The sequence below is a fragment of the Vibrio albus genome (assembly GCF_003144035.1).
GTDB lineage: Bacteria > Pseudomonadota > Gammaproteobacteria > Enterobacterales > Vibrionaceae > Vibrio > Vibrio albus.
Map to the genome: position 1 here is coordinate 38,318 of NZ_QFWT01000005.1, position 25,220 is coordinate 63,537.

Annotated in this window: 20 protein-coding genes; 13 read left to right on the top strand and 7 right to left on the bottom strand. The window is 46.2% G+C overall.

Translation table 11 applies throughout. The features are described 5' to 3' along the window. Positions 1–14: 14 nt before the first annotated feature. Positions 15–2,960: a response regulator gene (locus tag DI392_RS10160; RefSeq protein ID WP_109319804.1), complete on the bottom strand. Its 2,946-nt coding sequence runs from the start codon at positions 2,958–2,960 to the stop codon at positions 15–17. Between the two features lie 20 nt (positions 2,961–2,980). Further along, on the bottom strand, positions 2,981–4,027 hold the full coding sequence (locus DI392_RS10165) for a response regulator (protein WP_109319805.1): 1,047 nt from the start codon (positions 4,025–4,027) through the stop codon (positions 2,981–2,983). A gap of 214 nt (positions 4,028–4,241) precedes the next feature. Between DI392_RS10165 and DI392_RS10170 the strand changes: the two genes are divergently transcribed. After that, positions 4,242–6,602 carry a Lon protease family protein gene (locus DI392_RS10170; protein WP_109320043.1) on the top strand — a complete coding sequence of 787 codons (2,361 nt, stop codon included), beginning with the start codon at positions 4,242–4,244 and terminating at the stop codon, positions 6,600–6,602. 66 nt (positions 6,603–6,668) lie between these two features. Here DI392_RS10170 and DI392_RS10175 read toward each other — a convergent pair whose 3' ends face one another. Then, positions 6,669–7,412, bottom strand: a complete 744-nt coding sequence (locus tag DI392_RS10175) for a flagellar brake protein (RefSeq protein WP_109319806.1) — start codon at positions 7,410–7,412, stop codon at positions 6,669–6,671. Positions 7,413–7,813: 401 nt separating this feature from the next. Here DI392_RS10175 and DI392_RS10180 point away from each other — a divergent pair, with 401 nt between their 5' ends. Then, complete coding sequence (locus tag DI392_RS10180; RefSeq protein ID WP_181388400.1) at positions 7,814–8,794, top strand: sensor domain-containing diguanylate cyclase; 981 nt, start codon at positions 7,814–7,816, stop codon at positions 8,792–8,794. Between the two features lie 93 nt (positions 8,795–8,887). Here DI392_RS10180 and DI392_RS10185 read toward each other — a convergent pair whose 3' ends face one another. Next, positions 8,888–10,570: a glycoside hydrolase family 13 protein gene (locus DI392_RS10185; protein ID WP_109319808.1), complete on the bottom strand. Its 1,683-nt coding sequence runs from the start codon at positions 10,568–10,570 to the stop codon at positions 8,888–8,890. A gap of 237 nt (positions 10,571–10,807) precedes the next feature. Here DI392_RS10185 and DI392_RS10190 point away from each other — a divergent pair, with 237 nt between their 5' ends. The 6 genes from DI392_RS10190 to DI392_RS10215 all read left to right on the top strand — a co-directional run bounded on the left by DI392_RS10190 (position 10,808) and on the right by DI392_RS10215 (position 16,951). Beyond that, the gene (locus DI392_RS10190; protein WP_109319809.1) at positions 10,808–12,160 is read left to right on the top strand and encodes an ABC transporter substrate-binding protein; all 1,353 of its coding nucleotides are present in this window, start codon (positions 10,808–10,810) and stop codon (positions 12,158–12,160) included. Positions 12,161–12,240: 80 nt separating this feature from the next. After that, positions 12,241–13,251, top strand: a complete 1,011-nt coding sequence (locus DI392_RS10195) for a carbohydrate ABC transporter permease (protein ID WP_109319810.1) — start codon at positions 12,241–12,243, stop codon at positions 13,249–13,251. After that, positions 13,252–14,415, top strand: a complete 1,164-nt coding sequence (locus DI392_RS10200) for a carbohydrate ABC transporter permease (RefSeq protein WP_219930898.1) — start codon at positions 13,252–13,254, stop codon at positions 14,413–14,415. Between the two features lie 20 nt (positions 14,416–14,435). Beyond that, positions 14,436–15,536 (top strand): ABC transporter ATP-binding protein, encoded by a 1,101-nt coding sequence (locus DI392_RS10205; RefSeq protein WP_109319811.1) that lies wholly within the window; start codon positions 14,436–14,438, stop codon positions 15,534–15,536. A gap of 64 nt (positions 15,537–15,600) precedes the next feature. Then, positions 15,601–16,179, top strand: coding sequence for a DUF2850 domain-containing protein (locus DI392_RS10210; RefSeq protein ID WP_109319812.1), 579 nt, complete (start codon positions 15,601–15,603; stop codon positions 16,177–16,179). Positions 16,180–16,372: 193 nt separating this feature from the next. Next, positions 16,373–16,951 (top strand): class I SAM-dependent DNA methyltransferase, encoded by a 579-nt coding sequence (locus DI392_RS10215; protein ID WP_109319813.1) that lies wholly within the window; start codon positions 16,373–16,375, stop codon positions 16,949–16,951. A 122-nt stretch (positions 16,952–17,073) separates the two neighbouring features. Here DI392_RS10215 and DI392_RS19600 read toward each other — a convergent pair whose 3' ends face one another. Continuing rightward, on the bottom strand, positions 17,074–17,223 hold the full coding sequence (locus DI392_RS19600; protein WP_181388401.1) for a hypothetical protein: 150 nt from the start codon (positions 17,221–17,223) through the stop codon (positions 17,074–17,076). Between the two features lie 293 nt (positions 17,224–17,516). Here DI392_RS19600 and DI392_RS20075 point away from each other — a divergent pair, with 293 nt between their 5' ends. The 5 genes from DI392_RS20075 to DI392_RS10235 all read left to right on the top strand — a co-directional run bounded on the left by DI392_RS20075 (position 17,517) and on the right by DI392_RS10235 (position 22,534). Next, positions 17,517–17,621 carry a DUF3316 domain-containing protein gene (locus DI392_RS20075; RefSeq protein WP_483887669.1) on the top strand — a complete coding sequence of 35 codons (105 nt, stop codon included), beginning with the start codon at positions 17,517–17,519 and terminating at the stop codon, positions 17,619–17,621. Positions 17,622–17,754: 133 nt separating this feature from the next. After that, a complete protein-coding gene (norR, locus tag DI392_RS10220) occupies positions 17,755–19,287 on the top strand; it encodes a nitric oxide reductase transcriptional regulator NorR (RefSeq protein ID WP_109319814.1) in 1,533 nt (510 codons plus the stop codon). A gap of 185 nt (positions 19,288–19,472) precedes the next feature. Next, positions 19,473–21,134 (top strand): hydroxylamine reductase, encoded by a 1,662-nt coding sequence (hcp, locus tag DI392_RS10225; protein WP_109319815.1) that lies wholly within the window; start codon positions 19,473–19,475, stop codon positions 21,132–21,134. A gap of 103 nt (positions 21,135–21,237) precedes the next feature. After that, positions 21,238–22,272: an FAD-binding oxidoreductase gene (locus tag DI392_RS10230; RefSeq protein ID WP_109319816.1), complete on the top strand. Its 1,035-nt coding sequence runs from the start codon at positions 21,238–21,240 to the stop codon at positions 22,270–22,272. An 82-nt stretch (positions 22,273–22,354) separates the two neighbouring features. Beyond that, positions 22,355–22,534, top strand: coding sequence for a hypothetical protein (locus tag DI392_RS10235; RefSeq protein WP_109320045.1), 180 nt, complete (start codon positions 22,355–22,357; stop codon positions 22,532–22,534). A 69-nt stretch (positions 22,535–22,603) separates the two neighbouring features. Here the strand turns inward: DI392_RS10235 and DI392_RS10240 are convergent, their stop codons facing one another. Beyond that, the gene (locus DI392_RS10240) at positions 22,604–24,199 is read right to left on the bottom strand and encodes an ABC-F family ATPase (protein ID WP_109319817.1); all 1,596 of its coding nucleotides are present in this window, start codon (positions 24,197–24,199) and stop codon (positions 22,604–22,606) included. Positions 24,200–24,336: 137 nt separating this feature from the next. Next, the gene (locus tag DI392_RS10245) at positions 24,337–25,041 is read right to left on the bottom strand and encodes a DUF445 domain-containing protein (protein ID WP_109319818.1); all 705 of its coding nucleotides are present in this window, start codon (positions 25,039–25,041) and stop codon (positions 24,337–24,339) included. Between the last annotated feature and the right edge of the window lie 179 nt (positions 25,042–25,220).

Genomic DNA, 25,220 nt, shown 5'->3' on the forward strand with positions numbered 1-25,220 from the left:
ATCTGTTGTAAGGCTTAATGCTCAAAAATACCGAGCTTATCCATGAGAGTTTGCAGCTCTTGCTGAGCGCCCTCAAAGTCGTAACCCTCTACACATTTGCGGATTTTCTCTGCCTCTGCCTGCAGTCTCGTTCCTGTGAGTTTGGGTGTGATTTCTTCGATGATAATAACCGCCTCGGTGTCATAATCATGAATCAACGTATCCAGCTTGTAGAGCAAAGGCCTGAGTTGTTCTTTGTCCGGCACGTCACCGGTTCCTGATACGCCGGATAGGGCAGCATCCGGCTCCTGCCTGCGTAAACAGGTTTCCAGTTCATTCATTACCGGATGCAATGCTTTTTCGACCAGTTCGAGAGGCTTCTGCACATCGTTATTTTCTGAGCAAGCCACTTCCAGAGCCCGGGCCGCTGTCTGAACGGCATCAATACCCAATGTACCGGCGGTGCCTTTCAATGTATGCGCTAAGCGCTCTGCTTTTCCTTTCTCGGTGTTGAGCAATGAGGAGAAGTGCCGGTTAAAATCCCGGTTTTGAGTATAAAAATGGCCGAGTAATTTCAGGTACAGTTTGACATTGCCTTGAGTGCGTTTCAGACCGGTTTCGGTATCAATCGTCGTAAGTGATGTCAGTGTGTCATCAACCTCTGTGACGGTTTCTGTTAATGGCTCCGTGCTGGCTTGCTCTGGTTGTTCTGACGGGGTTATCCACTGCGCCATGGTGATGAACATCTCTTCTATGTCCACTGGTTTGGCTATATGGTCGTTCATCCCTGCATCCAGAACTTTTTCCCGGTCTCCCGTCATGGCATTGGCGGTCATGGCAATAATCGGCAAGTCAGAAAAGCGGGAATCCTGCCTGATCAGCCGGGTTGCCGTGTAACCGTCCATCACCGGCATCTGACAATCCATCAGCACACCGTCAAAGTGGGTTTTGTTGAGTTTATCTATCGCCTCTTGACCATTTTCAGCCAGGGTTACCCGGATATCGGCTTCATTAAGGATTTCCATCGACAAATCCTGGTTGATTTCATTATCTTCAACCAGAAGAACAGAGGCTCCGCGAAGCTTGTCCCTTGCCTGACTGGTACTCTCGCTTTTCTCTTTTCTGCGGCTTGGTGAGATGGCCTCTTTGCCCAGAGCGGTCAGAACAGAATCGAGAAGGCCGGATGGCGTGGCCGGTTTCGTTAATGTGCCTGCGATCCCCATGTCTGCGGCCAGCTCAATCAGGCCATCTTTGCTGTAGGCAGTGGTCAGGATAATGGCTGGAGGATTCTGAATGGATGGGTTTTCTTTGATTTTCTGGATGGTTTCAATACCATCCATGACTGGCATATCCCAGTCGATAACGACTATATCGAAATCATTATCACGGTGATTCGCCCTGTTTTCGAGAGTTTCAATGGCTTCCCGTCCACTGTTTTTCTCTGTGACAGAAAAACCAAAGTGCCTGAGCATATTGCTGATAATACCCCTTGTCGTCTCATTATCGTCAGTGACTAAGACGTTAAGATGGCCAACTTGCTCAGAGATGACTTGTGGTAGCCGGGATTGCTGTGGCTGCTTTTGTACCCGGACGGTAAAGAAAAATGTGCTCCCTTTTCCTGGCTGGCTTTTACACCATATTTTGCCTCTCATCATTTCAGTCAGCCTTCTGCTGATGGTCAGCCCCAGCCCGGTACCTCCATATTTTCGGGTAGTCGATGAGTCTGCCTGGGTGAAGGGCTGAAACAGAGCATCCTGCTGATCCTGTGACATTCCTATCCCTGTATCTTTTACTGAGAAAAGAAGGATGACATCATCTTGGGATAATGCTTGTTCCGGAGCCTCTATTTTGATGGTGATCTCCCCCTCCTGAGGGGTGAATTTAACGGCATTGTTGGCAAGGTTGATGAGTATTTGCCCCAATCGAAGAGGATCGCCAATCAGAAATGTCGGCAGATCCGGGGGAATATCAAAGTTAAATTCTATCGATTTCTCCTCTGCTCTCAGAACGATCATCCGGGCAAGGCTATCCAGAACTTCTTCCAGCCGGAATTCGACGGATTCGAGCTCCAGACGACCGGCCTCGATTTTTGAAAAATCAAGCAGGTCATTGATGATATTTAACAGGGACTCGGCACTCTGATTGAGTTTTTCTATCTGGCTACGTTGTCTGGGAGCCAGTTTTGTCTGCAAAGCCAGGTAGCTCATTCCTATTATGGCGTTCATTGGCGTTCGGATTTCATGGCTCATATTGGCGATAAAATCCGATTTGGCCTGGTTGGCACAGTCGGCCTGTTCACGCGCCTCTTCCAGGCTCACGGCCAGCCTTTTCATACCGGCCTGGGCTTTGCGGATATTGCTGATTAACAGCAGCATAATGACGCAGAAAAAAACGGCGGCAAAGAACAGGTAACTGGCTGCCGTATTGTAGGTGGTCATTTCGCTGTAACATTCATCTCCGTATTCACGCAACAGTTCGCCAATGAGTTGCCCTGAATTTTGTATTTTTCCAGTGAGCGATGACAGCTTGAGATCGACCGTATCCAGTTCTGATGAGATGGTTCCGCCGTTCCCTTTTGTATAAGCCAGGGCATGTTCTAATGCCTTTCGCTGTTTTTTCAACTGGATCAGTGCGTCAAAGTCATTTTCGTACTGTTCAAAGCTATGTGTGAATTTCATCAGGTTATGCTGAGGCGTCAGAATTAAGTCATGCTTCAGCCCTTCAAGAAGTGACTGAATATCACTGATTGCCTGCTGAGCTTTCTGAGCGTCTTCATCATTACTGTCACGAATATAGACACTGCGAAACATTTTGGCAGAATCAAGCAGGTAGACGAGTTTATTGACAGTAATGTATCTGTCTACCGTTTTGAAATATTTTCCGGACCAGTAGGTGGTACCAAGGAAAAAAATCAGTACAAACAGTGTGATCAGCCCGGTCAGGTACTGCCCCCGTTTGAAAATGTCTTCCGTTATTCTCATCGTTATTCTGACCCGGTTTATTATTCGTTAGGGTATGTGCTCATGTCATCCTGATATTTCTGTCTTATCGCTTCAATGTTTGGCATGCATTCGAGAAATAAAGGAACCAGAGCCGGGTCAAAATGTTTCCCGGACTGACGCTGAATATACTCAATAGATTTCTCTATAGACCATGCGTCTTTGTACGGACGCTGACTGGTCAATGCATCAAAGACATCAGCAATTGCAACAATACGGGCTGACAGAGGGATCGCATCACCGGCGATGCCATTTGGATAACCGGAACCGTCCCATTTTTCGTGATGATACAAGGCAACTTCTTTTGCCAGTTGGAGTAAAGGAGATGCATGATCACCGATGATTTCTGCACCGAATACAGGATGTTTCTGCATGATGATCCATTCATTATTATTCAGTTTTTCCGGTTTCAAGAGGATTTGATCCGGAACACCGATTTTCCCCACATCATGCATGGGGGCAACGGTAGTCAGAAGTTCACACCAGTCTTCGTCACTGCTGGTCTTCCGGGCAAGGAGCCCGGCGTACAGGCTCATGCGGATGACATGCATACCTGTCTCGTTGTCTTTATATTCGGCAGCGCGCCCCAATCGATGGATGATTTCCAGACGGGTATTGTTTAATTCGGCGGTTCTCAGTTGCACCAGTTTTTCCAAATGGCGGGACTGATCGTACAGATTCAGATGGGTTCTGACCCGGGCAGAGACAATAGGCGGGCTGACCGGCTTGGTAATATAGTCGCAGGCTCCGAGAGAAAATCCTAGCTCTTCGTCTTTTATTTCTGATTTGGCCGTTATAAAAATAACCGGGATTTTGCTGGTCTCGGGGTTACGTTTTAACTGACGGCAGACCTCGTAACCGTCGATTTCCGGCATCATCACATCTAGTAAAATCAGATCAGGTTTGGGAGTTTCTTTAGCAATTTTCAGTGCAATTTTCCCGTTTAAGGCTGCTTTTATCCGGTAAAGTGGCTTTAAGATCCCACTGAGCACATCGATATTTTCGGGGGTGTCATCGACAACCAGAATAGTGGCTTTTTGACTGCTCATTCATTTCTCCTGATGTATGCCGACAAAATAATATGCTGCTTCAAGCATAGCGCAGTAAAGATATAAAACGTAGTAGCAAATCTGAACCCTGACTGTTGTTGCCTGAATTATAACCATTCACTCTTAAACAGAGTGCTAAGTCACTAACTAGTAACACAATTACGTCTACACTGAACAATAACAAATGGATTTTATTGATCATTCGGGAGGTGATATGTCTATAACTCCGCTAAAACCATCTGAGCTGTATCATGTAGCAGAGCTTGATCAGCTTCCGTGCAAGTCGACAAAGGAACTGCCACCTATTGATGAGATAGTCGGTCAGGAGCGAGCACAAAAAGCCGTTGAGTTTGCCATGTCTATTCGTGAAAAGGGATATAACATTTATGCAATAGGACATAACGGACTGGGCAAACGGACTATGATTCTGCGTTACCTTAACCGGCATCAACATGAAGCTGACTTGTTATATGACTGGTGTTATGTCGCTAATTTCGAAGATATTCGTACCCCTAAAGTGCTTAAGTTACCGGCGGGCATTGCAAATCCGTTCCGGCAGGATATCGAAAAACTCATGGTCAAGCTGGTTAAGGCCATTCCACTCGCGTTTGACAACGAAATGTATTTTAGCCGGGCGGAAAAACTGAAAGGGCAACTGACTCAGAAACAACAGTCAGAGCTGGCGGAGATTACCCAGGAAGCAAAAGAAAAAGGCATTAGCCTGACGGTAACCAATCAGGGTGAATATCAGTTTGTCGCGATGAACGGGAAAGAGCTGCATACGGAAGAGACCTTTGATGCGCTGCCTCAGGAGGAACAGGACCGGTTCGGACAAACCATTGATGAGCTGGAGGTAACTCTGCGTACTATGGTTCGTCAGTTAACAAGCTGGGAAGAAGAATACACAGAGAAGATCCAGAAGCTAAATGAGGAAGTGACTCTGGATGTCATTTCGCATTTTATTAGAGAGTTAAAGAAAGCTTATTCCGACCATAATGAGATTAAAAAGTACCTGACTGAACTGCAAAAAGACATTGTCGAGAATGTCGAAATTTTTCTCGAAGAGGGAAGTGAGCAGGGCGAAATTGCCGCGGCCTCTTTGGATAAAAAGCTTCCCCGTCGGTACAAAATTAACGTCCTGGTCAGTCAGGCCTCTGATAACTATCCGATTATTGTAGAGGAGAGCCCCAACTACCATTCTCTGTTTGGGTACACCGAAACCGCGACGTTCAAAGGCACGGTGTTTACCGATTTCTCGCTGATCCGCTCTGGCGCTTTGCACAAAGCCAATGGCGGGGTGCTGTTGATGGATGCGATCAAGGTACTTGAGCAGCCTTATGTGTGGGATGGGCTGAAACGGGCGCTTCGCTCACGGCAGTTGAGCCTGACGTCGCTGGAAAGAGAAGTGACGTTAACCGGTACTGTTTCTCTTGAGCCGGAACCTATTCCTCTGGACGTGAAAATTATCCTGTTTGGCGATTACCGTACTTATCAGCTGTTGCAGCATTATGACCCTGAATTTAAAGAACTCTTCCGGGTAACGGCCGACTTTGAAGACGAGATGGAACGCACCGAAGAATCTGAGCTGCAGTACGCTCAGTTTATCTCCAGTATTGTGCATGATAACGGTATGCTACATTGTGACAAAAAAGCGATAGCCCGGATAATAGAACACAGTTCCCGGTGCGCGGGTGATCAGAAAAAGTTGTCGTTGCACTCGGCTCATATCGCGAATCTGTTGCGTGAATCCAACTATGTAGCGAAAAGTGCCCGCTCAAATTTGATTCGGTACAGCCATGTTGATCAGGCGCTGAAAAATCAGGAGTCACGGGTGAGTCGTTTGCAGGATACTGTCATGGAAAGCTTCCTGACGGGGACAACACTCATCAGAACCGATGGGGAAGCCGTTGGACAGGTGAATGCTCTGTCAGTTCTGAGTACCAGTGACCATATGTTTGGTGCGCCAAACCGCATTACAGCCGTTACGTCTTATGGTGAAGGTGAGGTGATTGATATTGAACGTAATGTTGATCTTGGCGGTAATATTCACTCCAAAGGTGTGCTGATTCTTTCTTCTTATATTGCATCAGTCTTTGGCAAAACGGCCAAAATTCCTCTGACAACGAATATTACGTTTGAGCAGTCTTATGGTGGTGTGGAAGGAGACAGTGCCAGTATGGCTGAGCTTTGTGCGGTTGTTTCAGCATTCTCAAAACAACCAAACCGACAGTATATTGCGATTACCGGGTCAATGAATCAGTTTGGTGAGGCACAGCCGATAGGCGGTGTGAATGAAAAAATTGAGGGCTTTTTTGATGTTTGTGCGATTAAAGGTCGTCATCCTGAACAAGGTGTGATCATTCCCCGGGCAAATGTGCGTAATCTGATGCTGCGTAAAGACATATGTCAGGCGATAGAAAAAGAAGAATTCCATATCTGGGCGATTGAGCATGTAACGGAGGCGATTGAACTGTTTATGGGTAAACCTGCCGGTGAGGTGAGTGAAGAGGGAAGCTATCCTATCGACACTATTTTTGGTATTGCCCAAGCGAAGCTGAATGCATTACGTAAGTAATGTTATGCAGAAATTTACAATGTAAATGTAAAAAGGCGCATCAGCGCCTTTTATTTTCTATTTGGCTCAAAGTTTCAAGCTTAGCTTAGTTCCGTTAAACTTCAGATGGCCTAATAAGGTTTTTACGTTTGCTGTGCCAATGTCATCAAACTGCATTCCATACTTGGCGTAATGCATGGAGCTTTGCAGATTACATACATGGCCCTTTAGCGGAGGTAGCTGAATATTGGAATTTCTTCCGGTAATCACTTCAATGGCAATTTTGTCACCGACATCAAAGTTCCTGGCCAGAGGGTTAGTGATAAAACGGCACCCACCCCGGGATAAATCGCGGATCTCACATTCTAATTTTTTACCATCAACATAGGCCCGGGCCTGAAGATTCACGTCGTATCTTGGTTCTTTCCGTAACTGGTGGACGTTCATTACCCCGGGTATGGAGACCATCACCATAGGTAAGGGATGCTCTATGATGTGTAAAATCTGACTCCGGAACTGAATAATTGCGCCTTCGCCTCGCTGGGAGATTGCTCGTATATTGATCCAGAACCCTTCCTGAAAAAAGAACTGTTGATCTTCTTCGGAGATTTCTGGGATTTCCAGTAAGAGCAGTTGGTCTGAATGGGAGCCAATAAATTTGGTTTTTCCCATATATTTGATACCAACCGGTGTTGTGATGTTGATAGTGAGTTCACTACCATGAGAAATCATATCAATAGCGTCTGTGCTGTTGACAACAGTATCAGTACCTTTGGCTGGGGCTACTGATGCTGCGCGATTATTTACGGCTTCCACTGCGTTTTTGCTCATCTATATCAAAGAGGGGTAATCGTTTTATCTGAATGCCTGACAATATTACCTGTTCGGTTTAACGATTTAAATCACTGTCGGTGATAGGGGATTGAAAAAAAGTGATGCGAATCTCACTTTCATTTGCAACTCAAGAAAATGGTGTACAGCTCAAAATTTTCAAAATTGGCTCAAATTAGTAATAAATAATATAGAGTATTTACTGGAAAGATTTTGTACAGCCTGCTATTTTTCGTACTAAAGATCATAAGTGATGGTAGATTGTTCTATTGCGGGGGCAGTAGAACGTTTTTATCTTTGCAAGACACACTATTTTTAAAATAGACAATATCAAGATAACTCAGACGTCATAAAGAACGTTATTTAGCTTGATTCGCATGTTGGCTAGGGACATAACATTGATGGATGCAACTGCTGAAAAGTTCGATTCAGGAATAGTCAGTCCGTTTGAGTTTCCGGAGGCGTATGAACGCTTACTGGATACCATGCCGGAACCTTCTTTTTTATTCGACAGAGACGGAACGTATATTCAGGTTTTTGGTGGCCGGGATACTAAGCGCTATCATAACCCGCAATTGTTGGTCGGGAAGAATGTGTTTGATGTTTTTGCCCCTGAGCTGGCCAATGATTTCCTGGCAAAAATTCAGTGGGTACTTCAGGCCCAGCAAACCTTTCATTATGAATATACTATTCCGGTGCAGGACGTCGAATTGTTCAGAGGCCATCCAGGTCCGGCAGGAGAGAGAACATACGAAGGCTTTCTGACCCCCGTCAGCTTCGCTTCAGACGAAGACTTTGTGATTTGGAATGCACGGTGTATTACTCAGCACCACAAAACCCTTGGTGAATTGAATAAACAGAAAAAAGAGCTGAAGCGGATTTCTCAGCATGATCACCTTACCTGTATCTATAATCGTTTTGCACTGGAAGAATTGTTGCCGCCTGTTCTGAGACGAGCACAAGAGACCGGACAAAGTATTGCAACGGTTATGGTCGATCTGGACTATTTTAAATTACTGAATGACTATTTCGGGCATCTTGAAGGTGACAGAGCTCTGATCAAACTTGGAGCATTAATTCGCCACTATTTCCAGCCGGAAGGGTATTGCTTCCGTTATGGAGGCGATGAGTTTTTTATCGTTATGTTCGGTGAAGAGCTTTTAAAAGTCGAAGAACGTTTATTGGGGTTCCGTCGCGCTGTTCACGAAGCGAGGATACCCAATCCAAACTCCCCAATTTCAGAGCATCTGACGGTAACGATAGGTGTGCACTATAATCAGCAGATCTCAGAAGAGGTTGATATCGAACAGCTGGTTTCACTGGCGGACAAGGCTTTGTATAACGGTAAAGCTGAAACAAAAAATACGATTTCGTTTGTATAAGGCTATTGTCTGAGTGTTGATATAGACCATATTGGCAGGCGACCTCTATCAAAGAGGCCGCTTGTTTTGTTTTGAGCTTAATGTTACTTCCGTTTATTCCACTTCAAAAATGGTTGCCTGGTAGGGTCTGAGTGATAAAGCAGACAAGCTGCTTACTTCATCGTCGTAGTTATTCAGTACCACTTTTTTCAGAGAAAAGTCGTAATCTCTCGTCTGCGACTTTTTGCTGAAATTAGCGACAATTAGCAGCATTTTACCATTATATGATCGCAAATAAGCATAGACATCTGCATCTTCCGGATCCAGCAACTGGTGTTTACCATACACAATAACATCACCATATTCGTCTCCCTGACGCAATTCGATCAACTGCCGGTAGTGGTGGAATACGGAGTCTGAGTCGTTAGTGGCCTGTTCTGCATTAATCTGCATGTAGTTGTTATTGACGGCCAGCCATGGTGTTCCGCTGGTAAAACCGGCATTGGCTTCGTTACTCCATTGTACCGGTACTCTGGCGTGATCCCTGGAAAAGTAGTTCAGAAACTCTATTGCTTTTTGTGGCGTTAAACCGCGTTCCAGCATCTTTTTGTAGTGAAATTTCGCCATCAGGTCGTTAAATTCACTGATATCGGTAAAATGCTTATTGGTCATGCCGAGTTCTTCACCCTGATAGATATAGGGAGTACCACTCATCATGTGCAGCGCGGTTCCTAGCATTTTGGCGCTGATAATCCGGTATTCCTTGTCATCGCCATAGCGGGATACCGCTCTTGGCTGATCATGATTATTCCAGTACAGACTGTTCCAGCCCTTCTGGTACAGATCATCCTGCCATTTAGACATGATGGCTTTGAATTCCACCAGATCAAATGGCTTACGAACCGCATTATGCTCTTCACGGTCAATGCTCATGTGTTCGAAATGGAAAATCATACTGACTTCATTGCGAGCCGGGTTGGAGTAGTAACGGCCATCCAGCGTGGTGGTAAACGGAGTTTCCCCGACTGTCAGCACATCGTAGTGAGAGAGTACCTTTTCATGCATTTCTCTCAGATACTGGTGACAGAGCAAATTATTGGCCCAGTGTTCCCATCCGGCCACACCTGAGTCAAAAATGGTGGCATCGGGAAAATCGGATGGCTTGCCAATCATGTTGATCACATCCATCCGGAAACCACCCAGTCCCTTTTTCAACCAGAAATGCATCATATCGTAAACAGCTTCCCGGACTTCAGGGTTCGCCCAGTTGAGATCCGGTTGTTTGGAACTGAACAGGTGGAGGTAGTACTGACCGGTATTTTCATCCCATTCCCAGGCTTTCGGGGTAAAAAATGATTCCCAGTTATTGGGTTCACTGCCGTCTTCTTTGGGATCTTTCCAGATATACCAGTCACGTTTAGGGTTATCTTTGCTGCTTTTCGACTCTATAAACCAGGGGTGCTCATCTGAAGTATGATTCACGACCAAATCCATGACGATTTTTATGCCACGCTTGTCGGCTTCGGTAATGAGTCTCTCCATATCAGCCATAGTGCCAAATTCAGGCGCAATTTCGCAGTAGTCAGAAATGTCGTAGCCATTGTCATCCATAGGGGATTTATAGACCGGGCTCAACCAGATAACATTGGCTCCTAACTTATTGATATAATCCAACTTTTCGATGATTCCCGGTATATCTCCAATACCGTCACCATTGGAATCATTAAAGCTACGAGGGTAAATCTGATAAACCACAGCATTATGCCACCAGTGTGGCGCTAATTTTTCGGTACTCATTGACTGACTCCTGACGTTAAAACGTAACCTGATTACACACTATAGGATCAGATTTCACAAAAAATAGAATATTTAGCCCAATTTGTTGATCCACTGCATAAATTGAGAACGTTTCCTTAAACAAATCACGTCTGGGGAACTAGGTTATATAGAGCACGCTGACGATGCGGGCTAAATATATAATTAATTGAAATAATAACCCTACTTAAAGTAACTGAATACATGGAGTTCCAGACAATGAAGACTTCCCTACTTACTAGCGCAGTTGCTCTTGCTATCCTATCTTCCTCTGCTGCCGCCGCTGAGCTGAAATTTAAGCCCGGCGAAGATAATCGTTTTAATTGGCCTAGTTATGAATATCTGAAAAAGGTTGATTTAAAAGGAGAAGTTATAAAAATCAGCGGCCCTTGGCTTGGTCCTGACAAAGCGTTAATAGAGAGTGTTATTGCTTATTTTGAAGAGGCTACCGGAGCGGATGTTCAGTACGCTGGCTCGGATTCATTTGAGCAACAGATAGTCATCGATGTACAAGCAGGCAGTGCGCCAAATATTGCCATTTTCCCACAGCCTGGTTTGGCTGCAGACCTTGCCTCTAAAGGCTTCTTGAGCCCTCTGAGTGATGACACAAAAGAGTGGGTGAAGAATAGCTATGCAGCCGGTTCTTCGTGGGTTGACTTGGGAACGTTTGCGAACAAAAAAGGTAATAAAGAACTGTATGGTTTCTTCTACAAAGTGGATTTGAAATCTCTGGTTTGGTATTCGCCTGAAAACTTCGAAGATTTCGGTTATGAAGTGCCAAAAACGATGGAAGAGTTGAAAGCATTGACACAACAAATGGTCGATGATGGTCAGACTCCATGGTGTATTGGTCTGGGCAGTGGCGCGGCGACAGGCTGGCCTGCAACGGACTGGGTGGAAGACATGATGCTGAGAACTCAGTCTCCACAAGACTACGACAAGTGGGTAACGAACGAACTGAAGTTTAATGATCCTAAGGTTGTCAATGCGATTAAAGAATTCGGCTGGTTTATCGGTAATGATGATTATGTCGATGGTGGATCCAGCGCGGTAGCAGCAACCGATTTCCGTGACAGTCCTAAAGGTTTGTTCAGCTCTCCGGCTAAATGCTTTATGCACCGCCAGGCTTCGTTTATCCCAAGCTTCTTCCCTGAAGGAACAAAACTGGGACAGGATGCTGACTTCTTCTACTTCCCTGCTTATGAATCGAAAGATTTGGGTAAACCGGTTCTGGGCGCGGGAACCATGTGGAGCATTACGAACGATTCCAAAGGTGCTCGTGAGTTCATGAAGTTCCTGCAATTGCCAATTGCACATGAAGTGTGGATGGCTCAGTCAGGCTTCCTGACTCCATACAAAGAAGCTAACTTGGATGCATATGCGAATGATTCTCTGAAGAAGCAAGGTCAGATCCTTCTGGGCGCAACTACATTCCGCTTTGATGGTTCAGACCTGATGCCGGGTAAAATCGGTGCCGGTGCTTTCTGGACAGGCATGGTGGACTACAGTGGCGGTAAATCAGCTCAGGAAGTTGGTGATAATATCCAAAAAACTTGGGATGCACTGAAATAATAGTGTGTTGTTGATAAAGGGGCTTATGCGCCCCTTTAATCCTATTCAGAGAACAATAAAGGTAGTGAGGTTAATTTGTTATGGGACAATTATACTCCTCGATTTTTGTTGTAGTTGTTGGTGTTCTCGGGTGCGTTGCCTACTTTTTTGGGACCAACTGGCTATTAAAGCTGGTTTTTCCTATCAGAGGTGTTTCCAACGAACAGATGGCCCGAAATATTCGCCGTGCAGCTGCAATCCGGCCCTGGCTATTTTTAGGCCCGGCCTTGAGCTTTTTGGGCTTATATCTTGTTTATCCGGTATTTGAATCTGTCGCATTATCGTTGCACGACAGAAGCGGAGAGAACTTTGTTGGGCTGAGCAACTATATCTGGCTTGTCCAAGATACAGAGTTCAGGGAGTCACTGTTTAATAACCTGCTATGGCTGTTAGTGGTACCTGCTGCCTCGACATTCTTTGGTCTGGTTATTGCGGCTATGACCGATAAAGTGAGCTGGGGCAACATTGCGAAAAGCCTTGTATTTATGCCGATGGCGATTTCTTTCATTGGTGCGTCCATTATCTGGAAATTCATCTATGACTACCGGGCTGAAGGGGTCGAACAGATAGGGCTGCTAAACGCGATAGTAGAGTTTTTCGGTGGATCTCCGCATGCCTGGATCACGATTCCTTTCTGGAACAATTTCTTTCTGATGATCATTCTGATCTGGATTCAGACGGGCTTTGCGATGGTGATTCTTTCTGCAGCACTCAGGGGTATACCCGAGGAAACCGTTGAAGCAGCCGTACTGGATGGCGCTAACGGTATTCAGATCTTCTTTAAGATCTTAATTCCACAGATCTGGGGGACCATTGCCGTGGTATGGACCACAATCACAATTACTGTGCTAAAAGTCTTCGATATTGTATTGGCAATGACAAACGGTCAGTGGAACTCTCAGGTACTGGCGAACATGATGTTTGACTGGATGTTCCGCGGGGGCGGTGACTTTGGCCGAGGGGCTGCGATTGCTGTGGTTATTATGGTGGCTGTTATTCCTGTGATGGTTTGGAACATTCGTCAGGCAAATGCTCAGATGGAGGGACGCTAAATGTCAGATGCAAAATTCTCCATGAGTAAATTACGTCGTTCACCGCTGACCATTCTGGTGCATATATCAGTACTGCTGATAGTGATTCTCTGGACGATGCCGACCGCTGGTTTGCTTATTTCCTCATTCCGGGATAAGTCTCAACTGGCTATTACGGGTTGGTGGACATCGCTTTCGGCTTCCGAACAAAATCTGATCGGGCGTACTGAAGATCCGGACACTCAGATTGAGAAAGATGGTGTGTACATATTGCAGGGCAATCTTTCAGAGGATGGTGAACCGTTGCATGTCGCTCAGTTTGGCTGGTCATCAAGAGATCCTGCGGCGTATACGGCGGGTGAGGTTGCTCCGATGAGAAAAGGGGGAACCCTGACGGTCACTACTGACGGGCAGTATACAATGACCTCTCCGGAGCCATTTACGGGTTCGCGAGGTAAGCGTATTTTCTATACCGCAGAAGTGCCGCCTAAGTTTGGCCTGGACAACTATGTCGAGGTGTTAACTGCCGAAGGTATCGGACAGTCCTTTATTAACTCGCTAACAGTGACCATTCCTGCGACGATCATTCCTATATTGATCGCAGCCTTTGCCGCCTATGCACTTTCCTGGATGCGTATGCCCGGTCGCTCGCTGCTGATTGCTGTGGTGGTTGGGCTGTTAGTGGTTCCTTTGCAGATGTCACTGATTCCGTTGCTGCGTTTGTATAACGACATCGGGGCTTTCTTTGGGGTGGGAGCGAAAACCTACCTTGGCATCTGGCTGGCGCACACGGGGTTCGGTTTGCCATTGGCTATCTATCTGTTGCGCAACTATATATCGGGATTGCCGAAAGAAATTATTGAATCGGCTAAAGTGGACGGAGCAAACGATTTTGAAATCTTTGTTCGTATCGTATTACCGCTGTCGTTCCCGGCACTGGCATCCTTTGCCATCTTCCAGTTCTTATGGGTATGGAATGACCTGCTGGTCGCGACTGTATTCCTGGGGAATGGCGAAAATGAACTGGTACTGACCGGGCGATTGAGAGAGCTGCTGGGCTCACGTGGTGGTAACTGGGAAATTCTGACCGCATCAGCATTCGTTTCAATTGCGGTTCCGTTAACAGTGTTCTTTAGTCTGCAGCGCTACCTGGTTCGTGGTCTGTTGGCTGGCTCGGTGAAATAATAGGTTGAGAGATGAATTCGATGAATGGTTTAAAACTGACAAATATTAAAAAAGCCTACGGTGAAACCAAGGTAATTCACGGTATCGATCTGGATATTGATATCGGCGAGTTTATTGTCTTTGTAGGGCCGTCAGGGTGCGGTAAATCGACTTTGCTGAGGATGATCGCCGGGCTGGAAGATATTACCGGTGGTGACTTATATATAGAGAGTGCCAGAGTTAATGATACACCGGCTGCCATGCGCGGTATTGCTATGGTGTTCCAGACTTATGCGTTATACCCGCATATGACAGTGTATGACAACATGGCTTTTGCTATGCGTATTGCTAAAGCGTCAAAGGATGAGATCCACGAGCGGGTAACAAAGGCGGCTGAAATGTTGCAATTGACACCGTATCTCGGACGTTTACCAAAAGCACTGTCTGGTGGTCAGCGTCAGCGTGTGGCGATTGGCCGTGCGATTGTACGCAACCCTAAAGTCTTTCTGTTTGATGAGCCTTTGTCTAACCTTGACGCCGCTCTTCGGGTACAGACTCGTATTGAAATTGCTAATTTAAAAGAGAAAATGAAAGAAACCACCATGATCTATGTGACTCATGATCAGGTGGAAGCTATGACGCTGGCGGACCGGATCGTCGTGCTATCCGCAGGGAAAATAGAGCAGGTAGGTACACCTCTTGAGCTGTATACCAATCCGGCCAATGTGTTTGTTGCCCGCTTTATAGGCTCACCGGCAATGAATATTCTGGATACTGAGCTTGTTGAGAGTGGTAGTTCAGGCCAACTGAAATTCGAGTCAGGAGTGACAACGGAATTTCCATTTGCTTGTCCGGATGCCCTTAAAGGGCAGAACATGCAGTTAGGTGTCCGGCCGGAAGATTTCCAACTGGCGGAGAAGGATGAGGCGTTCGTGAGCGGTGAAGTGATGTTTGTCGAATCTCTGGGCGAAGTCACCTTATTACACATTGATGCTCCTCACCATAAAGAACCGATTATTGCCAAGATTCCAGGAATTATTGATTTACATAAAGGAGAAGAGGTTAGCCTGAAAGCGGCACCGGAAAAACTGCACCTATTTGATAGTGAAGGTATTTCGGTTAAGCACCTGGAACAGAATTAAGACTATCTATCTTATTTAGCAGGCAGTAGAATAGAAGAATATTTGACCACCTGCTGAGGGGTTTATGGCTCAGGAGCTGTTACGTAAGAGCAGAGCAGAGAAGTTACGTGAAGCCGCAAAGCGACGTAAACAGGAAGCTTTGCGTAATCAGACGAAGCAGAATCAGACTGTAGCCCGCTCAAATAGTGATGAGCAGGAAAAACGGCCTATTGCCTGGGGAATGTATATCTGGCTGATGCTGGTGCTATTGTTTTCTTTGGGCGTGGGCCGCGTTGCTTATATGAGTTATCAGGAATATATCGATCCACAGCGCGTATATGGGGAGTGGATTGAAACATCGGCTCCTGAATACGATGTTGATATGTTTATTATCAGCGAACAAGGGGTGATGATTAATAGTCGCTATGTCGCGACGAGCATCAGGTTCGATGGTGATGTTGTGGCGTTCTGGTTTGGGGACACTCAGTATGAATATCAGTTATTCGGTGAATTTGACGAAAAATTAAGACGTGTTGCTGGCGAAGGCCACTCCGCTCTTTTTGTTAAAAAAGGATACGAGCACACGATACCACAGGATGACAGTGCTGGTCCGGCCCGGCGTAGGCGGGTATCATTAGCAGAACACTTTAAAGCGAAAGAATAAATTCGGTCTAAATGGGTTAAGTAACAACCAACTAAACAGAAAAGTCGTGAACTTTATTAGAAAAGCGAATGAAATTAAGGTGAAGCTTGAGCTGATTTGGTTTAATCTGACGTTAATGTGGTCGATATCTTATTGTAAGGTTTCACAATTATTATGGTTCGGCAAGCGTGTATGAGGATTTTACGGAGGCCAGATGGTACGCGATTGGGATAAATGTGCAACAGAGTGGGAAAAGGATACGGGTGTCGCACTCTATACCGAGTTGGCATTTGCTGAATTGCAGCAGTTGATTGATATTAAGCGTAAGCGCTTTTTTGACTTCGGATGCGGTACAGGGCTGTTAAGTCAAAAGCTCTCTCCACTGGCAAAAGATATAGTCGCTCTGGATAAGTCGGAAGCGATGATTGAAGAACTGGATAAAAAATATCTCGAGAATGTCGAGCCGGTCGTTGATCATCTGTCTCGCGGTCTGGTTGCTCAGCATCCGGCATTTCGTGGTCAGTTCGATTGCGTTGTTGCATGTGCGGTGTGCGGTTATCTGGATAATTTTCAGGAAGCGGCTGTTATTGTCCACTCTTTACTGGAAGAAGAGGGGTTATTCGTACACTGGGATTATCTTGCTGAAGATGGAAAGGAAGGCGGCCTGAGTCAACAACTGGTTGACAAAGTTCTGCGAGGTGCCGGGTTTGAGAATGTGGCAGTATCGGTTCCGTTTGAAATCGAAACAGAAGAAGGCCCTCGCTCTGTTTTGATGGGCATTGGCGAGAAGTGATTTGATCTAAAATCAGTGCGAGAATCATAAAAGGACAGTCAGTGGGCTGTCCTTTTTGGATCGTGACATTTTTGTCATCGAAGCAAAAAGGCATTACCTGTGCCTAAGCCGTAACCGGGGGATTATACCCAGGTCAGTGCAAGCAGAAACGTTGGTAGTGCTGCGCATGCGAACAAAGCCAGAACACCAGCCACGTCTTTTACTGTTGTTACAACAGAGCTGCTTAGTGTTGAACGAGGTGCTGAAATTTCTGATGAAAGAATAGAAGCCATAGTTTGATCTCCTTGTTTTGTTTTATGGTGTCATTATGTGCTAACAGTCACAGTATTGTTCAAACTGTGACCTGTGTCAATGTTTCTGTTGTAATAAAAATACAAATCTGATCTAAATCCTACTTTTTTATAGGGTTCAGAGGAATTGTTCTGAAAAGTCATAGGATTAGCTGAGGGTAGAATAATGGGAAAATAAGGGTTTTTAGGTTTTTAGATCGATTTAGAACTCTGTAAATAACCCTTTAAATCAAACAATTACCTGTTATTTCTGCGGTATCTCTCAACCACTCTCAATGGTGGAAAGTTTTTATCAATTCGCTGAGTCTCGCGGTAATATCCAGTATCGCGCTACTGTGAATCTGGATTACCATTACCAGTCACATGAAAGCAACAGCTAATCACGGTTGTATGACAGACAGCCTTCTTCGCCCCGCTCTGGCCAAAGAGCGGGGCGTTTTTATCTGTAGGATGTATTTATGACAACGCTGTGTTATGTTGCCGTGGATTCTTTGAAAACATAATTTAAGTGATATGACGTCATCCGTAGAAAAAGTCTTACTGCAAATTGCTTTGGACCTGAGTACCGACCTCTCCAAAGGGCATCATTACCAAAAGCTGATTGATTCGGTAAAACAGGTTCTCCCCTGTGATGCCGGGGCTCTGTTTGTTCTGAACGATAAAGGCCTGCTAAAGCCCGTCGCCGTCAGTGGTCTGTCCGGAACGGTATTAGGATTAACATTTGTTCCTGAACTGCACCCCAGGTTACAAGCCATTCTTACCAGCCGTAAGCCCGTTCGTTTTGATGCTGACTCCGAGCTTCCGGATCCTTTTGACGGCTTGCTGGAATCGGCTCCGGATAAAGTGATTGATGTACACGACTGTATGGGATGTAGCCTGTATGTGGAAGATAAGCTGGTCGGTATCCTGACGCTGGATGCACTAGACGTCGGTGCGTTTGATAACGTTGATCCGATTACCGTGGAAACCTTTGCAGCCCTCGCCGCAGCAACGTTAAGAAATACGGTGCTGTTTGAAGCACTGCAAGAGTCAAACCGTCAGCAAAAGTCAGTGAATCAGTTGCTGATCGAGCAGGCTCGTTCCAAAGAAGGAAAACTGGTCGGTATCAGCCCCCAGATGCAGCGCTTGCGAGACAGTATCTGCGTGGTAGCGAATACCGATTATGCTGTACTGATCAGCGGAGAAACCGGTACGGGTAAAGAACTGGTCGCTCATGCACTGCATGAGCAATCTGCCCGCGCAGATAAGCCTATGGTATACATTAACTGCGCCGCACTGCCGGAAAGCCTGGCGGAGAGTGAACTGTTTGGTCATGTGAAAGGTGCCTTTACCGGAGCCAATGCTAACCGGGCCGGTAAATTTGAAATGGCAGATGGAGGAACCTTGTTTCTGGATGAAATCGGTGAACTGCCTCTCCACCTTCAGGCAAAACTGCTGAGGGTTATTCAGCAGGGGGAGGTTCAGCGTGTCGGGGCGGACAGAAATCTGCTGGTTGATGTGCGTATTATCGTTGCCACGAACAGAAATCTGGAACAGGAAGTCGCTGAGGGGCGTTTCAGAGCCGATCTATATCATCGTCTGAATGTATTCCCGATTTTCATTCCGCCGTTGCGAGAGAGGGATGGTGATATTCCGGTTCTGGCCGGGCATATTCTGGACCGGGTGCGTCGTCAGTTTAATCTCCATAATCTGCACATTCATCCCAGCTGTCTCAGTAGGCTGGAGAGCTTTCCCTGGCCGGGTAATGTCCGCGAGCTGGAACACACCCTGATGCGGGCCGGTTTGCGTGTTATTCAGCAGGGTAATGACGTTATCAGGCTGATGCATTTAGGCATCGATGAGGTGGTACCGGAAGCGAAAGTCGTAACTGGAAGTCCCCTGCCGGGTGAGACTGTACCAATGCGTGAACAGGTAGAGTTGTTTCAGAAACGGCTGATCGAACATGCATTAGAGCAGTGTGATGGTGTCTGGGCACAGGCAGCAAAGTTTCTGCAGATGGACAGGGGTAATCTGTATCGCATGGGGAAAAAGCTGGGAGTAAAATAAGAAAACGGCGTTGTTATAATAACATCGATATGATGTTATTATAACAACGAGAAATGATATGGTATCTTATTATTTTCAATAAAAACAATAAGATATATTTTGGCATGTTTGCTGCTATATGGCTCCGGGAAAATAACTGTCGACTTTGATACCGACAGATAAAATAACTGATTGGGAGCGCAAACATGTTCTGTATTCAATGTGAACAAACAATTCAAACCCCTGTAGCAAAAGGTTGCTCATATACTCAGGGTATGTGTGGTAAAACGGCGGAAGTCTCTGATCTTCAGGACGTTCTGGTTTATTCTCTGCAGGGACTTTCCTTCTGGGCCAGCCTTGGCCGGACATGTGGCATCATTGACACTGACATTGATCAGTGGGCACCAAAAGCCTTCTTTGCCACTTTAACCAACGTTAATTTTGACCCTGAACGCGTGATTGAGTTTGCTCAACAATCTCATGCGTTTAAGCAACGTCTGGAACAGAACGTCAGAGCCGCAGCACTGGCATCCGGTGTTGACATTCCGGAATTGTCGCCAGCCGCGAAATTTGATCTGCCAACCGATCCCGCGGAACTGTTAGCACTGGCCCCGGAGGCCGCGGTTAACCGTGGACACGACAGCGAGCATGAAGATGTGATCGGTCTGCGTCTGCTGTGCTTGTATGGCCTGAAAGGTGCCGCTGCTTACATGGAACATGCGCGTGTATTGGAACAGACTGACGAAGAAGTGTATGCGGAATACCACCAGATCATGAGCTGGCTGGGTACGGATCCTACGGAACTGCAGGCGCTGCTGGATACCGCTATGCAGATTGGTCGTATGAACTACCGTATCATGGAAATGCTGGATAAAGGTGAAACCGATACCTTTGGTCATCCTCAGCCGACTCAGGTGAATGTAAAACCGGTAAAAGGCAAATGTATTCTGGTTTCCGGTCATGATCTGCATGATCTGGAAAAAATCCTGCAGCAAACGGAAGGTAAGGACATCAATGTCTACACTAATGGTGAGATGCTGCCTGCCCATGCGTATCCGGAGCTGAAAAAGTACTCACACCTGGCAGGAAACTACGGCAGTGCCTGGCAGAACCAGCAGAAAGAGTTTGCGAACTTCCCGGGTGCGATTGTGATGACCTCTAACTGTCTGCTGAATCCGAATGTTGGTCAGTACGCTGACCGCCTGTTTACACGAAGTATTGTCGGCTGGCCGGGTGTTGCACATGTGGAAGGTGATGATTTCAGTGCAGTGATCGAGTGTGCGCTGGCACAGGAAGGGTTCAAATACGATGAAGTCGAGCAGATGATCACGGTTGGCTTTGGTCGTAATGCACTGATGGAAGCCGCTCCGGCGGTGGTGGATCAGGTGAAGCAGGGAAATATTAAGCATTTCTTCCTGGTGGGTGGTTGTGATGGTGATAAATCTGAGCGTAGCTACTACACAGACTTTACGGATCAGGCTCCGGATGACAGCGTAATCCTGACTCTGGCTTGTGGTAAATTCCGTTTCAATAAAAATCAGTTTGGTGATATCAACGGTATTCCACGTCTGCTGGATGTCGGTCAGTGTAACGATGCCTATTCCGCTATCCAGCTGGCACTGGCTCTGTCTAAAGAGTTCGACTGTGATATCAACGAACTGCCACTGACACTGGTCCTGTCCTGGTTTGAGCAGAAAGCAATTGTGATTCTGCTGACTCTGTTTGCACTGGGTGTGAAAGGTATTTATACCGGACCGACAGCACCGGCATTCCTGACCGATAATCTGTTGAAAATCATTCAGGACTCATTCGATATGCGCAGTATTTCTACTCCGGAAGCCGATCTGCAAGCTATTCTTGCCGCTTAATTCTGTATTGAGTTTCTGACGCAGTCAGTATGCTGTCTCTGATCTATTTCAGGGGCAGCGTGCTGCTGCTTCAGGTTTATGTCGTTTATAAGGAATACATACCATGTTTGACTGGAAACATTCCGATTCCCTATCACTTACCTGCAGCAGAAAGTGGCAGGAAACGCCGGATACCGTTAGTTTCGAGCTGGAATCTCCGGATACCCCCCTGGAGTTTAACTTTAAACCCGGTCAGTTTGCCTCTCTGGGATTTATGATCAACGGAAAGGAAGAGTTCCGGGCTTACTCCATCAATTCGCTGCCGGGAGAAACCGCCCTCCAGTTTACGGTGAAGAGAGTAGAAGGCGGACTGGTTTCAAATTTCATCATGGATGAGTTAGAAGCCGGAGCTCCGGTTACTTTATTTAAGCCTGCCGGTGCTTTTAATTGTATTGATTGTACAACCAGGCTGAAGGTGACTCTGGTTAGCGCAGGCTGTGGTATTACGCCGGTGATGTCGATGGTGAAATACTGGCTGGCGAACGATTCTGCGGTAGACATTAACTTTATTCATATGGCCCGCAGCAAAGAGAGTACGATCTATTTTGATCAGCTTGAACGGCTGGATAAGCAGTACAGCAATTTTAATCTGCGTCTGCTGCTGAAAGACAACCGCGGTACCCGGTATCCACAAGGACGTCTGAATAAAGAATGGTTGTTTACACTCTGTCCTGATCTGCAGGAACGAACCGTTCTTCTATGCGGACCTGAGGGTTTTATGCATGACATAAAAGGGTACCTTCAGGAATCTGGGTTCGATATGAATCATTTTTATCAGGAAAGCTATACACCCGAGGCAGCAGTCAGTCAGGAACCGGCTGATGAAGAGGCTGGTGGGAATGTGCAGATCTCGGTGCCCGGTTTTGGTGTGGAACTGGAGGCTGAGCACGGCAGTCTGCTGGTAGAAGCACTTGAACAGGGAGGATTGCCTATTATTGCAGCCTGTCGCAGCGGTATCTGTGGTTCCTGCAAATGCAAAGTGGAAAAGGGCAGCGTAGAGTCCACCAGTAAAGAAACTCTGACTGAAGCGGAAATTGATCAGGGTTATGTATTGGCGTGCTCAAGCCACATTAAGTCTGATGTGGAAGTCGGATTCTGATTAAACGCTTAAATATATCTGACATTATCCACACATAGATGGCCTATATTGCGGGTTTTGAGGTGTGTTGGGAATGTCAGATATGAAAACATGTTTAGTATTACTCATTTCTGCAATTATGGTCAGCGGCTGTCAGTTAACCCGGGTTGAGGGTGAAGTCGAAGGAGTGGGTATCAAACTGGATACCAACAAAACTTATAAAACCTATGATTATGGACATAAATTTTGTCCACCGGGGCAGGCTAAAAAAGGTCGTTGCTGATACAGCGGGAGCATGACACACAACAGGGGGCCATATTATATGGCCCCCTGTCGTTATACCAAGTGCGAATTAACCGATAAGCCCCTGTTTGGCCAGGTACTCATCGTAAGTGCCGTGGAAATCGTTCACACCATCTTTGGTGATTTCGATAATACGGGTAGCGATAGAAGACACAAACTGACGGTCATGGGAGACAAACAGCAGTGTGCCTTTGTAGTTTTCCAGTGCCAGGTTCAGTGCTTCGATGGATTCCATATCCATGTGGTTGGTTGGTTCGTCCATCAGCAGAATGTTCGGCTTTTGCATGATTAATTTACCAAACAGCATGCGGCCCTGTTCACCACCAGAAATCACTTTGACTGATTTTTTTATGTCGTTCTGTGAGAACAGCATGCGGCCCAGAATGCCACGGACGACCTGCTCATCTTCGCCTTCATTCTTCCACTGAGCCATCCAGTCCATCAGATTCATCTCTTCGCTGAACTCATGCGCGTGGTCCTGAGCATAGAAACCGATATTGTTGTTTTCGGACCATTTGATTTCACCCGCCATTGGATCCATTACACCCGCTAAGGTGTTCAGCATGGTCGATTTACCGATACCGTTTTCACCGATAATTGCAATACGTTCACCGACTTCAACCATTAAATCAACATCGTTAAACAGGATATTGTCGTCATAACCTTGTTTCATGCCAGTGACTTCCAGCGCATTCCGAAACAATGGTTTTTCCTGTTCAAAACGGATAAATGGTGACTGGCGGCTTGACGGCTTCACGTCTTCCAGCTGAATTTTATCCAGTTGCTTCTGGCGCGAAGTGGCCTGTTTTGCTTTAGATGCATTCGCAGAGAACCGGCTTACAAAGGTTTGCAGTTCGGCAATCTGGGCTTTCTTCTTGGCGTTGTCGGCATGCAGACGTTCACGTGCCTGCTCTGCCGCAATCATGTATTCATCGTAGTTACCGTGGAACAGGCGCAGCTCACCGTAGTCCAGATCGGCCATATGCGTACAGACGGTATTCAGGAAATGACGGTCGTGCGAGATGATGATCATGGTGCAGTTACGCGCCAGCAGCGTTTGTTCCAGCCACGCGATGGTGTGCATATCAAGGTTGTTGGTCGGTTCGTCCAGCAGCATGATTTCAGGCTCGGCAAACAGTACCTGCGCCAGCAATACCCGCAGTTTCAGACCCGGGGCAATTTCGCTCATCAGGCCGAAATGCTGTTCTTCTGGGATACCCAGACCAAGCAGCAGTTCGCCGGCGCGGGCTTCAGCCGAGTAACCATCCATCTCAGCGAATTCTGTTTCCAGATCACCGACACGCATACCGTCTTCATCCGACATTTCCGGTAACGAGTAGATACGGTCACGCTCTTCTTTCACCAACCACAGCTCTTTATGACCCATGATCACGGTATCAATAACAGTATATTCTTCAAAAGCAAACTGATCTTGTCCCAGTTTTGCCATACGTTCATTTGGATCGGTTGAAACTGTGCCGGCGGAAGGCTCCAGCTCACCACCCAGAATTTTCATAAAGGTGGACTTTCCGCAGCCATTCGCGCCGATAAGACCGTAGCGATTGCCATTACCAAATTTAATCGAGATGTTTTCAAACAATGGCTTATCGCCAAATTGCATGGTGATGTTTGCAGTTGATAGCACAGGACATTCCAGGTTGGGTGGTAAACAAGAAAAAGTTGGCATAAAGGCCAACTTTTCAAACTCGGGCTATATTAACAGCTTTTGTGATTGATATCACTCTTTGTCAGAGCCATCTATTCGATAGCGGCAGGATAACATTAAGCGATGAAAGAGGAGATCACACCGATAAGGCCGCCAAAGACGCCACCCCATACGACAAGCCAGCCCAGGTGCTGCTTAATCATCTTCTGCACCATTTCTTTGACCAGTTTAGGCGTAAGCTCCTGCAGTCGCTGATCGATGATGTTTTCGATATTATCGCGGATTTCGTCCATCATTTGCGGCTGTTCAAACTGATTTTTTAATGCGTTTTTGACGGCATCGCTTCGACTGATTTCAACCACGGACTCCTGCATTTTTTCCACAAAGGGTTGTTTCAACGGCTGAAGTGCCTCTGTGCCTCCAAACATGGCCAGCATTCCGCCAAAAGAAGAGTTAGCAATCACGTCGACCAAAGAATCGAAGGTGGGATTAAAGTCTATACTTTGTATTATTGGTTGCAGGTCGATTTTAGCGTTCCCGGCGATCTCTTTATTCAGAAAACGGTCAATGTTATTGCTGGTAAAAAACTGTTCCATCATCAGCCTTTTTATTGCCGCTTTAAATTCTTCAAAGCGAGCCGGAATAACACCGGATCCGTAAAGACCGGGTACCTTTTCAAACAGCATATGAACGGCCAGCCAGTTGGTTATTGCCCCGGAAAAAGCAAAAAGGCCGGCATAAAGGGCAAGCTGATTGCCGGTCTGGTAGCCTGCGGCAAGCAGTAAAAGTGCGAGAATGTTGGTAATGAAGCTTTTATTCATAGTAAATCCGTTATCTGTTCAGATAAAAACTGGCGAGATTTTAAAAAAGATAGTGAGATAAAGAAAGCTTTTAGTTAATGGGATCTCTTCGTGTTTTTAGCTAAGAAAGTCAGGAAATTACTATTAACTTAAAAGCAGAAATTATAGTTTGATATATACTAACTGCATGATTTGGCATG

What these genes read in the sequence shown, in the direction of transcription:
- DI392_RS10160 (WP_109319804.1), bottom strand. Translation starts at nt 2,960, where the DNA reads ATGAGAATAACGGAAGACATTTTCAAACGGGGGCAGTACCTGACCGGG.
- DI392_RS10165 (WP_109319805.1), bottom strand. Translation starts at nt 4,027, where the DNA reads ATGAGCAGTCAAAAAGCCACTATTCTGGTTGTCGATGACACCCCCGAA.
- DI392_RS10170 (WP_109320043.1), top strand. Translation starts at nt 4,242, where the DNA reads ATGTCTATAACTCCGCTAAAACCATCTGAGCTGTATCATGTAGCAGAG.
- DI392_RS10175 (WP_109319806.1), bottom strand. Translation starts at nt 7,412, where the DNA reads ATGAGCAAAAACGCAGTGGAAGCCGTAAATAATCGCGCAGCATCAGTA.
- DI392_RS10180 (WP_181388400.1), top strand. Translation starts at nt 7,814, where the DNA reads ATGGATGCAACTGCTGAAAAGTTCGATTCAGGAATAGTCAGTCCGTTT.
- DI392_RS10185 (WP_109319808.1), bottom strand. Translation starts at nt 10,570, where the DNA reads ATGAGTACCGAAAAATTAGCGCCACACTGGTGGCATAATGCTGTGGTT.
- DI392_RS10190 (WP_109319809.1), top strand. Translation starts at nt 10,808, where the DNA reads ATGAAGACTTCCCTACTTACTAGCGCAGTTGCTCTTGCTATCCTATCT.
- DI392_RS10195 (WP_109319810.1), top strand. Translation starts at nt 12,241, where the DNA reads ATGGGACAATTATACTCCTCGATTTTTGTTGTAGTTGTTGGTGTTCTC.
- DI392_RS10200 (WP_219930898.1), top strand. Translation starts at nt 13,252, where the DNA reads ATGTCAGATGCAAAATTCTCCATGAGTAAATTACGTCGTTCACCGCTG.
- DI392_RS10205 (WP_109319811.1), top strand. Translation starts at nt 14,436, where the DNA reads ATGAATGGTTTAAAACTGACAAATATTAAAAAAGCCTACGGTGAAACC.
- DI392_RS10210 (WP_109319812.1), top strand. Translation starts at nt 15,601, where the DNA reads ATGGCTCAGGAGCTGTTACGTAAGAGCAGAGCAGAGAAGTTACGTGAA.
- DI392_RS10215 (WP_109319813.1), top strand. Translation starts at nt 16,373, where the DNA reads ATGGTACGCGATTGGGATAAATGTGCAACAGAGTGGGAAAAGGATACG.
- DI392_RS19600 (WP_181388401.1), bottom strand. Translation starts at nt 17,223, where the DNA reads ATGGCTTCTATTCTTTCATCAGAAATTTCAGCACCTCGTTCAACACTA.
- DI392_RS20075 (WP_483887669.1), top strand. Translation starts at nt 17,517, where the DNA reads ATGGTGGAAAGTTTTTATCAATTCGCTGAGTCTCGCGGTAATATCCAG.
- norR (WP_109319814.1), top strand. Translation starts at nt 17,755, where the DNA reads ATGACGTCATCCGTAGAAAAAGTCTTACTGCAAATTGCTTTGGACCTG.
- hcp (WP_109319815.1), top strand. Translation starts at nt 19,473, where the DNA reads ATGTTCTGTATTCAATGTGAACAAACAATTCAAACCCCTGTAGCAAAA.
- DI392_RS10230 (WP_109319816.1), top strand. Translation starts at nt 21,238, where the DNA reads ATGTTTGACTGGAAACATTCCGATTCCCTATCACTTACCTGCAGCAGA.
- DI392_RS10235 (WP_109320045.1), top strand. Translation starts at nt 22,355, where the DNA reads ATGAAAACATGTTTAGTATTACTCATTTCTGCAATTATGGTCAGCGGC.
- DI392_RS10245 (WP_109319818.1), bottom strand. Translation starts at nt 25,041, where the DNA reads ATGAATAAAAGCTTCATTACCAACATTCTCGCACTTTTACTGCTTGCC.